Annotated in this window: 15 protein-coding genes; 4 read left to right on the forward strand and 11 right to left on the reverse strand. The window is 70.2% G+C overall.

The window, feature by feature from the left end:
* The first annotated feature begins 204 nt into the window (after positions 1–204).
* From G495_RS0100895 to G495_RS0100910, 4 genes are all read left to right on the forward strand, one after another.
* On the forward strand, positions 205–1,563 hold the full coding sequence (locus tag G495_RS0100895) for a protoporphyrinogen/coproporphyrinogen oxidase (protein ID WP_028586261.1): 1,359 nt from the start codon (positions 205–207) through the stop codon (positions 1,561–1,563).
* 119 nt (positions 1,564–1,682) lie between these two features.
* The gene (locus G495_RS0100900) at positions 1,683–2,756 is read left to right on the forward strand and encodes a M24 family metallopeptidase (protein ID WP_028586262.1); all 1,074 of its coding nucleotides are present in this window, start codon (positions 1,683–1,685) and stop codon (positions 2,754–2,756) included.
* Positions 2,753–3,046 (forward strand): DUF4911 domain-containing protein, encoded by a 294-nt coding sequence (locus G495_RS22320; RefSeq protein WP_245588333.1) that lies wholly within the window; start codon positions 2,753–2,755, stop codon positions 3,044–3,046. The genes G495_RS0100900 and G495_RS22320 overlap by 4 nt, the downstream gene beginning before the upstream one ends.
* Before the next feature lie 19 nt (positions 3,047–3,065).
* The gene (locus G495_RS0100910; protein ID WP_028586263.1) at positions 3,066–3,482 is read left to right on the forward strand and encodes a hypothetical protein; all 417 of its coding nucleotides are present in this window, start codon (positions 3,066–3,068) and stop codon (positions 3,480–3,482) included.
* A 99-nt stretch (positions 3,483–3,581) separates the two neighbouring features.
* Here G495_RS0100910 and G495_RS0100915 read toward each other — a convergent pair whose 3' ends face one another.
* The 11 genes from G495_RS0100915 to qmoC all read right to left on the reverse strand — a co-directional run bounded on the left by G495_RS0100915 (position 3,582) and on the right by qmoC (position 13,880).
* Positions 3,582–4,397, reverse strand: coding sequence for a TatD family hydrolase (locus G495_RS0100915; RefSeq protein ID WP_028586264.1), 816 nt, complete (start codon positions 4,395–4,397; stop codon positions 3,582–3,584).
* Positions 4,398–4,562: 165 nt separating this feature from the next.
* Entirely contained in the window at positions 4,563–5,609 is a 1,047-nt protein-coding gene (locus tag G495_RS0100920) for a glycosyltransferase family protein (protein ID WP_028586265.1), read from the reverse strand.
* A 108-nt stretch (positions 5,610–5,717) separates the two neighbouring features.
* Positions 5,718–5,924: a hypothetical protein gene (locus G495_RS0100925; protein ID WP_028586266.1), complete on the reverse strand. Its 207-nt coding sequence runs from the start codon at positions 5,922–5,924 to the stop codon at positions 5,718–5,720.
* Positions 5,925–5,939: 15 nt separating this feature from the next.
* Complete coding sequence (locus G495_RS16890) at positions 5,940–6,209, reverse strand: hypothetical protein (RefSeq protein ID WP_051444930.1); 270 nt, start codon at positions 6,207–6,209, stop codon at positions 5,940–5,942.
* A gap of 173 nt (positions 6,210–6,382) precedes the next feature.
* Complete coding sequence (locus tag G495_RS0100935; protein ID WP_035250385.1) at positions 6,383–7,120, reverse strand: ABC transporter ATP-binding protein; 738 nt, start codon at positions 7,118–7,120, stop codon at positions 6,383–6,385.
* A 3-nt stretch (positions 7,121–7,123) separates the two neighbouring features.
* A complete protein-coding gene (locus G495_RS0100940) occupies positions 7,124–8,347 on the reverse strand; it encodes an ABC transporter permease subunit (RefSeq protein ID WP_028586268.1) in 1,224 nt (407 codons plus the stop codon).
* A complete protein-coding gene (locus G495_RS0100945; RefSeq protein WP_028586269.1) occupies positions 8,331–9,242 on the reverse strand; it encodes a branched-chain amino acid ABC transporter permease in 912 nt (303 codons plus the stop codon). Before G495_RS0100945 ends, G495_RS0100940 begins: the two co-directional genes overlap by 17 nt.
* A gap of 203 nt (positions 9,243–9,445) precedes the next feature.
* Positions 9,446–10,585, reverse strand: a complete 1,140-nt coding sequence (locus G495_RS0100950; RefSeq protein ID WP_028586270.1) for a branched-chain amino acid ABC transporter substrate-binding protein — start codon at positions 10,583–10,585, stop codon at positions 9,446–9,448.
* A 30-nt stretch (positions 10,586–10,615) separates the two neighbouring features.
* On the reverse strand, positions 10,616–11,380 hold the full coding sequence (locus G495_RS0100955; protein WP_051444931.1) for an ABC transporter ATP-binding protein: 765 nt from the start codon (positions 11,378–11,380) through the stop codon (positions 10,616–10,618).
* Between the two features lie 588 nt (positions 11,381–11,968).
* Positions 11,969–12,646, reverse strand: coding sequence for a hypothetical protein (locus G495_RS0100960; protein ID WP_028586272.1), 678 nt, complete (start codon positions 12,644–12,646; stop codon positions 11,969–11,971).
* A gap of 52 nt (positions 12,647–12,698) precedes the next feature.
* The gene (gene qmoC / locus G495_RS0100965) at positions 12,699–13,880 is read right to left on the reverse strand and encodes a quinone-interacting membrane-bound oxidoreductase complex subunit QmoC (protein ID WP_028586273.1); all 1,182 of its coding nucleotides are present in this window, start codon (positions 13,878–13,880) and stop codon (positions 12,699–12,701) included.
* Positions 13,881–13,889 lie beyond the last annotated feature (9 nt).

A 13,889-nucleotide genomic window follows, 5' to 3' on the forward strand; every position in this document is an offset into this window, starting at 1 on the left:
CGCCGCCCGGCCTGCGCGGGGTGCGCCCTTGCCGCCTGCCGCCTGCGTCGCTGCGCCCGGGTCGCGTTGCCGCCGTCGCGTCCGGCCTGCATTGCCATTTGCCCGGGCGCGGACTACAGTGCGCCTGCGGTGGGGCTTTCCCGCTCGTCCGCCCTCGGCTCCCGCGCCGGGGCGGGGGACGTCCGCCAGGGCACAGGAGACCGCGTGCACGCGACGTACTGCATCATCGGGGCCGGGCCCGCCGGGATCGGCGCAGGCTGGGGCCTGTCGCGCCTGGGCGAGGACGATTTCCTGATCCTGGAGCGCGAGGCGCGCATCGGGGGCCGGGCCGCTGGCGAAAAAGACGCCGCCGGGTTCACCTGGGAGCCCGAGCCCCGGGCCCTGTGCGGGCGCCACAAGACGTTTGCCCGGCTGGTGGACGACCTGTTGGGCGCCGACGCGCCCCAGGTCCCGCGCGAAGCCTGGGTCCGTGCGGGCGGGGCCTGGGTGCCCCAGCCCTTCCAGCGCAACCTGCGCTACCTGCCCGCCCAGCAGCGCCTGGAGTGCCTGCGCGGCCTGCTGGGCGCCGCCCTGGCCCGGGGCCAGGCGGCCCCGGAGCCCGACAACCTCGCCCAGTGGCTGGAGCGCGCCTACGGCCCGGGCATCGCCCGGCTCTACCTCGCGCCCCAGACGGCCAAGCGCCGGGGCGCGCCCCCGGAAGACCTCGACTGGCGCTGGGCCCCGGGCCGTTTCGTCCCGGCGGACCTGGACGCCCTGCTGGAAACCCTGGTCCTTGAGCGCGACGACACGGACCACGGCCCCGACGCCACGGTGCGCACCCCGGCCTTTGGCGGCACGGTGGAGCTGTTGCGGCGCATGGCCAAGCGCCTGCGCGAGCGCATCCTCATCGGCCAGGACGTGGTGCGTGTGGACCCGCTGGCGCGCGTGGTGCACCTGCGCGGCGGCCAGACCGTGGGCTACGCCCACCTGCTGTCCACCATGCCCCTGGACCGGCTGGTGGGCGCGGTGCTGGACGCCCCGCCCGAGCCCGTGCTGCGCGCCGGGGCCACCCTGCGGCACACCTCGGCCCTGGCCGTGGGCGTGGGCGTACGCGGGGGGCGCCAGGGCACGGCGCACTGGATGGAATTTCCCCAGGACAACTGCCCCTTCCACCGCGTGACGCACCTGCACAACCTGGCCCCGGGGCGGGTGCCCGAGCCCGGGGCCCGCGCGCTGCTGGCCGAGGTGGCCTGGTGCGGCCCGCGCCCGGCGCCGGTGGAGGCCATGGTCCAGGACGTGCTGGCCGGGCTGGAGAACGTCTCCCTGCTGCCCGGCGGCCCCCGGGCCGAGGTGGCCGCGCTGTGGCACGCCGAGCGGCCCTGGGCCGCGCCCCTGCCGGACCTGGCCCGCGACGCGGCCCTGCGCACCATCCTGCCCTACCTGGAGGCCCAGGGCATCTTCTCGCGCGGGCTCATGGGCGGCTGGCGCCACGAGGCGGGCGACCTGGACCAGTGCGTCATGCAGGGCATCGAATGGGCCCGGCGGGTGGTCCACGGCGAGCCCGAGACCGTGTATCCCGCCTGACGCGGGCCCGGCGCGTTGCCTATCGCGCCGGGGCGCGCTATACAGGCAGGCCCGGGCGGGCGCCGCGCCGTGCGCGCCGCCGGGAACGCGACCGCTTCCCCCGACCCCAAGGAGCACCGATGCCCACAAGCGATATCCACGCCGCCCGCCGCGAGCGCGTGCGCGCGGCCCTGGCCGAACGGAACCTGGACGCCCTGCTGGTGACCCACGCCGCCAACCGCTATTACCTGTCCGGCTTCGAGCTGCACGACCCGCAGTGCAACGAGTCCGCCGGGGCCGTGCTCGTCTCCCGGCGCGGCGACGACTGGCTGCTCACCGATTCGCGCTACCTGGACGCCGCCCGCAGGCTGTGGCCCGAGGAGCGCATCTTCATCTATGGCCGCCCGGCGCACAGCAGCATGGGCGCCTTCCTGCGCGGGGTGATCCAGGGGCCGCTGGGTTTCGAGTCCGACGGCGTGAGCCACCATTTCGCGGGCAAGCTGGGCGAGCACGTCGGCCTGGTGCCGACCATCGGCATCGTGGCCCAGCTGCGCTACGTCAAGGACCAGGCCGAGCAGCAGGCCATGCGCCGGGCCTGCGCGCTCAACCACAAGGTCTTCGCGCAGATCCAGGAGCACCTGCGCCCGGGCATCACCGAAAAGGCCCTGGCCTGGGAGGTGGAAAAGCTCTACCGCAGCCAGGGCGCGAGCGGGCTGTCCTTCGACACCATCGCCGCCTTCGGCCCCAACGGCGCGCTGCCCCACGCCATTCCCGGCGACGACGTGCTGGCCGACAACAGCCCCGTGCTGCTGGACAAGGGCTGCCGCCTGGACGACTACTGCTCGGACCAGACGCGGACCTTCTGGGTCGGCGACGCGCCCGCCGGGCACTTCACCCGCGCCCTGGAGCAGACCCGCGAGGCCCAGGAGGCGGGCATCAAAGCCGTCGGCCCGGGCCTGCCCATCGCCGGGGCCTACGAGGCCGCGCGCGCCGTGTTCGAGCGCCACGGCGTGGCCGCGCATTTCACCCACGCCCTGGGCCACGGCATCGGCCTGGAAACCCACGAGGCGCCCAGCCTGGGGCCCAAGGCCTCGGGCGTGTTCGAGCCGGGCATGATCGTCACCGTGGAGCCCGGGCTGTACTACCCCCAGTGGGGCGGCATCCGCTGGGAGTACATGGTCCTGGTCACCGAGGACGGGAACGAGATCCTGTGAGCGCCGCCCAGTGGAAGGGGCGCCGGGTGGGCAAGGCCCGCTCGGCGCAATACGCCCGCCAGGCCGTGCGCCCCGCGCGCTCGCGGCGCATCTACGTCCGCCTGCGCCCGCAGGACATGGCCCCGTTCAAGTTCATCCTTGAAGGCCACGACAATTTGGCCTATCTGAGTGTCGTGGATAAATACAGCGCGGTATGCCGCCTGGTGCATTCCCCGGGGCAGGAGCGGGAGGTCCGGGAGTGGCTTGAAGCCATGCGCACCCAGGTGGAATTTTCCATCATCGAACCCTGAGCGCCCGCGGAGACAGCCGATGCCAGCCTTGCGACGCCTTGCGGCCCTGGCCGCCACCCTGCTTCTGGCCCTTGCCTGCATGGGCATGGGCGGCATGGGCGATACCGGGATCATCAACAAGATCCCTGAGCCCGACCGGCATTTCACCGTGACCGTGGTGGACGTGACCGACACCACCTTCCAGGCCGAGGACTTCTCGGTGGAGGGGCTGACCATGGTGCCCGTGCAGATGGGCAAGGCCAGCCTGAGCATCGACTTCGCCCGGGTCTCCCGCGTGGTCTTCCTGCACCGGGGCGAGGAGCTGCAGGCCACGGTGACCTTCACCGACGGCCAGGAGAAGACGGTCACGGCCTCGCCGCGCACGCTGTTCTTCGGGCGCACGCCCTGGGGCCTGATGCGCCTGGCAGCCAAGGACATCAAGGAAATCCGCTTCTAGGCGAAGCCGGAGCCGCACGAAAAAGGGAGCCGCGAGGCTCCCTTTTTTTGCGCCCGGCGCCCGGGGGCGGCGATGTCTGGCGCGGCGCGGGCCGGGGGCCTAGAGCCCGAAGAACTGCGTGGCGTTGGCCGCCGTGCTGTGCCACAGGGCGGCGGGGTCTTCGCCGCGCAGGGCGGCCACGGCCAGGGCCGTGAAGCCGAGCAGGGCGGGCTCGTTGGGCTTGCCCCGGTAGGGGTCGGGGGCCAGGAAGGGGCTGTCGGTTTCAAGGACCAGCCGGTCTCCGGGCGCGGCGGCGGCGGCCTGGCGCACGGCTTCGTTTTTCGGGTAGGTCACCGGGCCGGGCAGGGAGAGCAGCCAGCCGCGGGCGGTGATCTCGCGCATCCGCTCCGGGCCCTCGGTGAAGCAGTGCCACAGCAGCGGGCGGCGGTGGAAGCCCTGGTCCAGCAGGATGGTCATGGTCTCGTCCCAGGCCTCGCGGGAGTGGACCACCACGGGCATGTCCAGCTCGCGGGCCAGGGCCAGCTGGTCGGCGAAGGCCGCGCGCTGCACCTCGCGCGGGGAGAGGTCGTAGTGGAAGTCCAGCCCGATCTCGCCCAGGGCGCGCAGGCGCGGGTCGGCGCGGAAGGCGTCGGCGGTGGCCTGCAAGCCGTCCGGGGTCAGCTCCTTGGCGTCGTGGGGGTGGGTGCCCAGCAGGAAGAAGACCCCGGGGTGCGCCGCGAAGGCCGCGCGGTTCGCGTGGTAGGCCTGCGGGCCCAGGAAGACCTGGCCGATGCGCGACACGCCGCAGCGCGCGGCGCGTTCGATCACGGCGTCCAGATCGTCCCTCAGGGGGGGCATGTCCAGGTGGGCGTGGGTTTCCACGCCGCCTGCGGGCAGGCCCAGGGTCTCGGGCAGCGGTCGGTGCTTCTTTCCCATGGTGGCGCGGTGTCCTGTTGGCGGTGGCGGTGGCGGAGGGGCGGCGGTTCGCGGGCCGTTGCGGGCCGTTGCGGGCCGTTGCGGGGGTGACTATAGGCTTTTTCGCGCCGATGCCAAGCCCCGGGGCGGCGGGGCCCCGGCAGGGGGGCACGGCGGGCCGGGGCTTCAGGCCCGGGGCGGGCGGGCGGCCAGGGCGTCCCAGGCGGCCAGGACCTCGCGGCGCTGGGCCTCGGGGCTGTAGGCGGCGGCGGTGGCCAGGGCGGCGTCCACGGCGCGGGCCAGGGCCGGGTCGGCTCCGGCCACCCAGCGCGCGGCGCTCTCCAGGGCCAGGGCCGCGCCGAGCACGTCGGCGTCGGCGCAGAACAGCCCGTTGCCGCCCCAGGGCACGGGGCGCTGGGGCAGCCAGGGCCGCAGGGCTCCGGGCAGCTCGGCGGCCTGGCGCATGGAGTCCTGCCCGCCCAGGCCGGTGTAGCCCACCACCAGACAGCCCGAGGCCATGGCCTCCAGGGGCGGCAGGGGGCAGCCCTCGGGGAAGCCCGTGGCCAGGAAGATATGCGCGCGGCGCAGCAGCTCGGCCACGCCCTGGGGCGGCTGCCCGGCGATTTCCAGCCAGCGCAGGGGCGGCGCGCCGGGGTCGCGCGCGGCGCGGGCCTCGACCACGGCGCGGACCTGCGCGGCCAGGGCCTTGTTCTTGCGCGGCATGCAGGCCACGGTCACGGGGCTGGCCGGACGCGGCGCGGCGGGCGGGTGGAACAGGGCCGGGTCCACGGCGGGGCGCACCACGGGCACGCGTTCGCCCAGGGCGTATTCCAGGAAGCGGGCCACGGGGTCGGACACGGCCAGGAATTCCACGGGCAACTGGTCCCAGCGCACATCGGGCGGCAGGGCCGAGAAGAGGTAGGCCCAGTTCTGCACATAGAGCACCGTGCGCGCGCCGGAGTGCAGGCCCGGAGCCAGGGCGTTGACCCAGCCCTCGGGCACCAGCCAGATGTCCCCCGGGCCCAGGGCCAGCTCGGCCCAGGGCACCACGGGCACGGCCCGGGAGCAGTCCGGCCGCCAGAAGCGGGACTCGCGCGGCACCAGGGCCACGGGCCGCCCGGCGTCGAACAGATGCGCGGCCACCTGGTGCAGCACGGCCAGCCCGCCCGTGGGCGTGGCCAGGGGTGGCAGGAAGATGTGGGTCGTGCCCGGGGTGTTCGTCTGTGCTGTCATGCTCCTGGTGTTAGCCCAGGCGGCGGGGTGTGGCAAGGCCAGGGGGCACCCCGTCAGGTCTGCTCCGGCCCTTGCCCGCTTTCGTCCTGCCCTCTCCCGGCCCTGCGGTCAGGAGCGGTGGCAGTCGTTGCAGCACCAATAGCAGCCGTCCACCTGCGCGAAATGTTTCCGGGCCTCAAGTACGGCGCCATGGCAGGACGGATGCCAGCCCAGGGCGATGCGGTTGGCGGGCGCGGGCAGGTACGGGCAGGTTTCCTCGTGGACCTCGTGGTCGCCGTTTTCCTGGGCATTCCTGTTCACGTAATACTGGGGCATGGCTTCCTCCAAACGCTACGGGTGTGGTTCGTCCTGGTCTGCGGACATTGCGGGCGCCGCCGGGGCCGGGTCCGGCTCCGGGCCGGGGTGGCATTCCAGGCAGCACCAGTAGCAGCCGCGCACCCGGGGGTAGTGCTCCCGGGCCCTGGCCAGGGCGCCGTGGCAGGTCGGGTGCTGCCCCAGGGGCAGGCAGTCCGCCGGGGCGGGCATGTACATGCAGCCCCGCTGGTGCACCTCGTGGTCGCCGCCCGGTTGTGGGGCCTTGGTGACGTGGTAGTACGGCATCCGCGCAATCCCGCCGCTATAGCTTTGCAGGTTACGCCAATTCTATTCACTTCCGCCGCCGTGTCAATCGCCGGGGCCGGAGCGCGCCCGGCATTTGCGCGCCCCTGGCCAAAGCGGCGCGCCCCGGACCTCCTCGCGGAGGACCGGGGCGCGCGGGGGCGGGCGGCGCGGGGCTATTCGCCCAGGTAGGCCTTCTTGATGGCCTCGTTGGAGAGCAGCGCCCGGGCCTCGTCCTCCATGGTCACCCTGCCGGTTTCCATGACGTAGGCCCGCGAGGCCAGTTGCAGGGCCAGGTTGGCGTTCTGCTCCACCAGCAGGATGGTCACGCCCTCCTGCTTGTTGATGCGCTCGATGATGGAGAAGATGTGGCGCACGATGAGCGGGGCCAGGCCCAGGGAGGGCTCGTCCAGCAGCAGCATCCGCGGGCGGCTCATGAGCGCGCGGCCGATGGCCAGCATCTGCTGCTCGCCGCCGGACAGGGTGCCCCCGCGCTGGCGGCGGCGCTCCTTGAGCACCGGGAACAGCGAGAACACATGCTCCAGGTCGTGTTGCACGCCGTCCTTGTCGCGGCGGAAAAAGGCGCCCATTTCCAGGTTCTCGCGCACGGTGAGCCGGGGGAAGATGCGCCGGCCCTCGGGCACCTGGCACAGGCCCCGGGGCGGCAAGAGGTCGGGCGAGACGCCGCTGATCTGCTCGCCCTTGTAGAACACCGCGCCGGACTGGGGCGGCGTGATGCCGCAGATGGTCATCAGCGTGGTGGACTTGCCCGCGCCGTTGGCGCCGATGATGGTCACGATCTCGCCGGGCATGACGCGCAGCGACACGCCCTTGAGGGCCTGGATGCGCCCATAGCTGGTGACCACGTCGCGCAGTTCGAGGATGGGGGTCTGGGTGGCGGTGGCTGCGGTCATGGCCTAGTCCATCTCCTCGGAGCGCGCCCCGAAGCGTTTGGCGGGCCACAGGCCCTTGGGGCGGAAGAGCATCATCACCGTCATGGCGCCGCCGAAGGCCAGCATGCGGTACAGCTCGAACTGGCGGAAGACCTCGGGCAGGGCCACCAGGGCCAGGGCCCCGAGCATCACGCCCGGGATGGAGCCCATGCCGCCCAGCACGACCATGGCCAGGACCATGGCCGACTCGATGAAGCTGAAGCTCTCGGGGCTGACAAAGCGCATGCGCGCGGCGAAAAACGCCCCGGCCAGCCCGCCGAACACCGCGCCCATGGCGTAGGCCAGCAGCTTCAGGCGGAAGGTGTTCACGCCCATGAGCTCGGCGGCGGTCTCGTCCTCGCGGATGGCCTCCCAGGCGCGACCGATGCGCGAGAAGTTCAGGCGGTGCACGGCGACGATGGTCACGATGGTCAGGCCCAGGATGATGAAATACATGGCCGTGAGTTTCTTGAGCTGCAACAGCTCGAAGCCGAACGTGCCCTCGAAGTTCGGCCACCAGATGGTCGGCGGCTGGATGCCCAGGATGCCGTTGGGCCCGTTGGTCAGGGCCATCCAGTTGTTGAGGATCAGGCGCACGATCTCGCCGAAGCCCAGGGTCACGATGGCCAGATAGTCGCCGCGCATGCGCAGCGTGGGGTAGCCGATGATGCATCCGGCCAGGGCGGCCAGGGCGGCGGCCACGGGCAGGGCCAGCCAGAAGGGCAGGGCGTAGTGGATGCTCAGCAGGGCGTAGGTGTAGGCGCCCACGCCGTAGAAGGCGATGTAGCCCAGGTCCAGCAGGCCGCACAGGCCGATGACCACGTTGAGCCCCAGGCCCAGGCAGATGTAGATGAGCACGTTGATGGCCACGTCCTGCACGTAGCGGCTGGTGCCGAAGGGCAGGGCGGCGGCGATGCACAGCGCCAGCGACCACCAGACCACCGGGGGCACCCGGTCCATGCCCGCCTTGGCGCCGCCAAGGGCCCGGGCCAGGGGGGTGGTCACGGCGGTGAACGAGCCGCGCGCGTGCTGCTGGCGCAGCGCCAGCAGCACCGCCGAGATCGCCGCCACGTAGCCCCAGACCGTGAGGCTGTCCGCAAAGGTCACGGTGCCGTCGGCGCCGATGCCCATGAGCGGCCACAGCAGCAGGTAGAACCAGGCCATGCCTGCGGCCCAGTACAGCCAGACCTTTCTAGACCCGAGTATCATTGACATTTTCACCCATGATTCCCGTGGGCCTGAAGTACAGCACCGCGATGAGGATGATGAACGCCCACACGTCCTTGTATTCGCTGGACAGGTATCCGGCGGCGAAGATCTCGACCATGCCGATGATCAGGCCGCCGATCATGGCCCCGGTGATGTTGCCGATGCCGCCGAGCACGGCGGCGGCGAAGGCCTTGATGCCGGGCACGAACCCCATGTCGTAGCGCACGCTGCCGTAGTACAGGCCGATCATGATGCCCGCCGCCGCCGCCAGGGCCGCGCCGATGGCGAAGGTGGTGGCGATGATGCGGTTGGAGTTGATGCCCACCAGGGAGGACATGACCTTGTCCTGGGCCGTGGCGCGCATGGCCGTGCCGATGCGCGTGCGGAAGACCAGGGCGTTGAGGCCCACAAGCAGGATGATGGTCACGGCCACGATGAGGATCTGCATGTAGGAGAAGGTGATCAGCCCGAAGTCCAGCCCGCCGCTGGTGAAGTCCGTGGGGTAGGCCTTGTCGTACACGCCCTGGGTCAGCATGAGCCCGTTCTGCAAAAAGATGGACATGCCCAGGGCCGAGAGCAGCACCGACAGGCGCGAGGCGTAGCGCAGGGGCTTGTAGGCCACCTTCTCCACGGCCATGGCCAGCATGGCGCAGTAGCCCATGGTCAAAAGCAGCGCGCCGAACAGGCAGAACCAGGGGTGGGTCTCCATGTAGCCGTGGGCCGCCAGGAAGGTCAGCAGGATCACGCCCATGTAGCCCCCGGCGGCGAAGAACTCGCCGTGGGCGAAGTTGATGAGCTGGATGATGCCGTAGACCATGGTGTAGCCCAGGGCGATCAGCGCGTAGAGCCCGCCCAGGGTCAGCCCGTTGATGACTTGCTGGATGAAAAATTCCATAGGCCTGGTTCCTGTCCTTCGTGTCCTGTCGCGTTGGCTGCGCCGGGAGGGCGCCCGGCGCTCCGGGTGCGTTGGGGCGCCGGGGCGCTCCGTGGGCCGCCCGGCGCGCTTGCGCCCGCCGGGGCCGCGAGGCCGGGCCGGGGCCCGGGGGAAGCATGGCGGGAGCCGCCGCCAGGGCGGCTCCCGCCGGGGAGCCCGCGACGCTAGTAGAGCGTGTTGGTCTCGGGGTTCCAGTAGTTGATGAACTCTCCGCCCTGGACCTTGCGGATGATGTAGTTGGAGCCGGAGTCGCCATTCTCCAGGAACTTGATGCGCTTGGTGGCGCCGTCGTAGTCCATGGCCATCAGCGCGGCCTTCATCTTGTCGGGGTCGGTGCTGTCGGACTCCTTGATGGCCTTCAGGGCCGCGTAGGCGGCGTCGAAGGCGTAGCCGGAGTAGGCGCCGGGGGCGGCGAAGCCCATCGTGGCGTACTGCTCGCGGAACAGCTTGTACAGCGGGCGCTCCTCGTCGATGAAGCCGAAGGTCAGGTACATGCCCTCGGCGGCTTCCTTGGCGATCTCCATGAGCTGCGGGTGGTACACGGCGTCCTGGCCGATGATGGGCGCGTTGATGCCCATGCGCCGGGCCTGGATGGCCATGAGGGCGCCGGAGGACGAGTTCTGCAGGCTCATGTAGAACACGGCGGGGTCGGCCTGCTTGACCTTGGTCAGCACGGCGGAGAAGTCCTTGTCGCCCTGGTTCACGTGGTCGTGGCCCAGCACCTTGATGCCAGTGGCCGCAGCGCGGGTCTCGACGTTGTCGGCCAGGCCCTGGGAGTAGGTGGTCTTGTCGTCGATAATGTAGACGGTGCCCGCCTTGAGGTGCTCGACCATGAACTTCACGGCCACCACGGACTGGTCGTCGTCACGCCCGCAGAGACGGTACATGTGGGCCAGGCCGCGCTCGGTGACCTTCTCGCTGGTGGAGGCCGGGGTCAGCATGGGGATGGACTCCTCGTCCAGGGTCTCCGATGCCGGGATGGTGGCCGACGAGCAGTAGGCGCCGACCACGAAGGCCACCTTCTCGTTGACGAGCTTGTTGGCGGCGGCCACGGCCTGGCGCGGGTCGCAGGCCGAATCCTGCGCGAAGAGCTCGATGGCGTCATAGCCGGGGATGCCGCCCTCCTGCTCGACCACGGCGATGGCCGCGCGCACGCCGTTGGCGATGTCGTTGCCGTCGGCGGCGTAGGGGCCCGTGAGCGGGCTCAGGCTGCCGACCTTGAGGGTCTTGGCGTGTCCGGCGGTGGCCGTCGCGACGGTCAGCGCCAGGGCCAGGGACAGGGACAGGAAAAGAAACCGTTTCATGCCGAATCCTCCTCTTGTTTGCCGTCCGCGCTACTGGCCCAGATAGGCCTCAATGACCTTCGGGTCGCGCTGGACTTCTCCGGGGTTGCCCTCACTTATCTTCACACCGTGGTCCAGGACCACGATGCGGTCGCAGATGCCCATGACGACCTTCATGTCGTGCTCGACCATCAGCACGCTGATGCCATGGTCGCGGATTTTGCGGATGTAGACGGTCAGGTCGGCGCTTTCGGCGGGGTTCATGCCCGCTGCGGGCTCGTCGAGCAGCAGCACGGCGGGCTCCGAGGCCAGGGCCCGGGCGATCTCCAGGCGGCGCTGGTGGCCGTAGGGCAGGTTGGCGGCCACCTCCCCGGCGATGTCGCCAAGGCCCATGAAATCCAGCGCCTGCTGGGCGCGCTCGCGGATGCGGCGCTCTTCGCGGCGCTGGGAGGGGCTGCGCAGGATGGCCCCGAGCACGCCCTTGGTGGAGCGGCAATGCTGGGCGACCATGACGTTTTCCAGGGCCGTCATGGCCGTGAACAGCCGGATGTTCTGGAAGGTCCGGGCGATGCCTGCGGCCAGGATGCGGTGGGGCCGCAGGCCGAGCAGGGGCCGCCCGCCGTAGGCGACGCTGCCCTCGGAAGCCTTGTAGACGCCGGTGATGACGTTGAAAATGGTCGTCTTTCCGGCGCCGTTGGGGCCGATGAGCCCGACGATCTGCCCTGCGGAGACGCAAAAGCTCACGTCGGCGACGGCCTTGAGGCCCCCGAACTGGACGGTGACGTCGCTGAGAATGAGGTCGGATTCGCTGTTCATACGCCAAATTCCCATAGTTGAAACAAGCTGCAAACGCAAGCGGATTGCCCGGAATTTGCCGCTGTCGATGATTCTGTCCAATTATGTTAAATCAAATAAAATCAAAGAAATACGTCCGTGGCACCTGGCCTGCCGCCTGGGCGGGCCAGGGCCGGAAAGGGCTATTTTTTGACGTTATTGTTAAATTTTGGCAGGCGGGCTCCGTTGCCTGCTGGAATCGGGATGGGGCGGGCCTTTTGGGTGGCGGGAGGCATGTGGTGCGCCGGTGGCGGGGGCATGGGCGGCAGGGGGGGCGTGGGCGCGAGCGGGAGCGGGGGGAACGGGGGCGGGGAGAATTGCGAGGCGGGAAGGATCGCGAGGCGAGGCGAGGCGGGAGGTGAGGGGGGAGGCGAGGCGAGGGGGGGCGAGGCTGCGTGGGAGGGCGCAAGGGGGCGTGGCAGGGGGCGCCGGGCGGGGCATGGGGGGCGGGGACGGCGGGGCAGGATGCGGCGCGTGCGTGGGGCGAGGGGAGGGGAGCCGCCCTGCGCGGGGCGCAAAAAAGCCCCCGGCCAGGGCCGGGGGCTTGCTTTTGCTCGGGGGCGTGCGGGGCTAGAAGCCGAAGCTGTCGCCGCCGGAATCCTCGGTGCCGAAGCCGAAGTCCGAGGAGACGGCGCCGGGGCTGTCCACGGCGGCTCCGGCGGCGGGGGCGGGCCCGTCGGCAGCCGCGCCAGCGCCACCAGCAGCGGCAGTGACCACGCCGTGCTTGATGACTTCTTCGATCTTGGCCAGCAGGCCGTCCACCTTGCCGATGTAGTCATTGACCTTGGTCTCGGAGAGCTGGAGCTTCTTCTCGTCCTCGCCGAGCTGGGCCTCGTAGGTGGTGACCTTGGCCTTGGCGGTCTTGAGCTCGGCCTGGGTGTCGGCCAGCTTCTTCTCCAGCTCGGAGATCTTGGTGGCCTGGGCCTTGTTCTTGGCCTGGGTGTCCTTGAGCTGGCCCACGATGGCGGCGACCTGGGCGGTCAGCTCGGCGGGCAGCACCGGCACGGAGACGTGCTGGCCGAACTGGTCGGCCTTGCCCGCGATGTGGATCAGCTCGGGGTTCTGCTCGTAGATCCAGGCCTTGGCCACGGCTTCGGCGAACGGCAGGGAGGTGCCGTCGATCTCAAGCTGGGTCATGTAGCCGAGCATCTCTTTGATGCCAGCCATGTTGGCGTCCTTGTCCTCGCCGGTCAGATAGGCGGCGAAGGTACCCATGGGGAACACTTTGCGGTCAACGCTCTCAGCCATTGTCATTTCCTCCAGGTAGGTAAGGAAAGTTGGTTCCTTGGTTGCCTCGGCCCTAGCTCAGCGGCACGCGGCCAATGTAGCGGGCATAGATCAGCGCCACGGTCCTGTACACCAGGTGCCCGAGCTTGGACCAGGGCAGGTAGGCGAACAGCATCCAGACCGCCACGAGGTGGACGTAGTAGGTCACGTAGGCCAGGGTGGCCACGCCCGCCAGGCGGAACAGCAGGGCGCCAGCGCCGGTGGCGAACACGGCCCAGACAACGCCCAGCAGGTACCAGTCGTAGTAGCTGGACTTGGTCTTGGCCTGGTCCAGGTTCATGCGGCGGCTGGTGAGCTTCACCAGGCCGTAGATGCCCAGGCACATGCCCACCAGGGCGGCGAACTTGTGCGGCGCGTACAGGGGCAGCGGAGTGTGGCCCATGGGCTCCAGGAAGTGGATGACCTTGCCGCCCCAGTGGCCGAAGGCGATGAGCCCCGTGACCACGGCCAGGATGACGAAGGAGTAGAACAGGGCGAGGTGGCCCTTGAAGCGCTCCTCGTCGGCGGGTTTCTGCTCCGCGCCGCCGCACTCCTTGAAGTTGGTGTGCTGGCCGACTTCGTTGAAGAGCACGTCCTTGATGCAGTCCACGATGCTGGGCTTCTTGTGCGCACCGATGTAGTAGGTGCCGCCCGAGGCCCCGAAGGACTTGATGAGCCTGGAGACGCCCAGCACGAACGAGGCGACCATGAAGAAGAAGGTCAGGCTCATGATGGGGTCGATGGTGTAGTCGCCGGGGAAGATCTTGCCGAAGACGATGTCGCCTTCGGGGAAGGTCAGCCCCGTGGTCAGGTACCACACGAACAGCCACAGCGCCGCCGGGATGGCCACCAGGATGGGCAGGTACTTGGCGGAGCCCATCCAGGTGCCCAGGATGGTGGGCGACACCAGCCCGCGGTAGGCCATGTTGCGCAGGGCCGACAGCAGGTCGCCGGGCTTGGCGCCGCGCGGGCACAGGTCCGAGCAGGTGCCGCAGTTGTGGCACAGCCAGATGTCGATATCGTTGACCAGCTTGTCCTTCAGGCCCCATTGCGCCCAGACCATCTCCTTGCGGGGATAGGGCGCGTCGGCCGGAGACAGCGGGCAGGCGACGCTGCAGGTGGCGCACTGGTAGCACTTCTTGAGCGAGTCGCCACCCACGGCCTGCAGGTCTTTGATGAACTGGAGATCGGGTTCGATCCGTACTGCCTTGGACATGGTATCTCC

Origin of the sequence: Desulfocurvus vexinensis DSM 17965 (genome assembly GCF_000519125.1) — a bacterium.
Classification (GTDB): domain Bacteria; phylum Desulfobacterota; class Desulfovibrionia; order Desulfovibrionales; family Desulfovibrionaceae; genus Desulfocurvus; species Desulfocurvus vexinensis.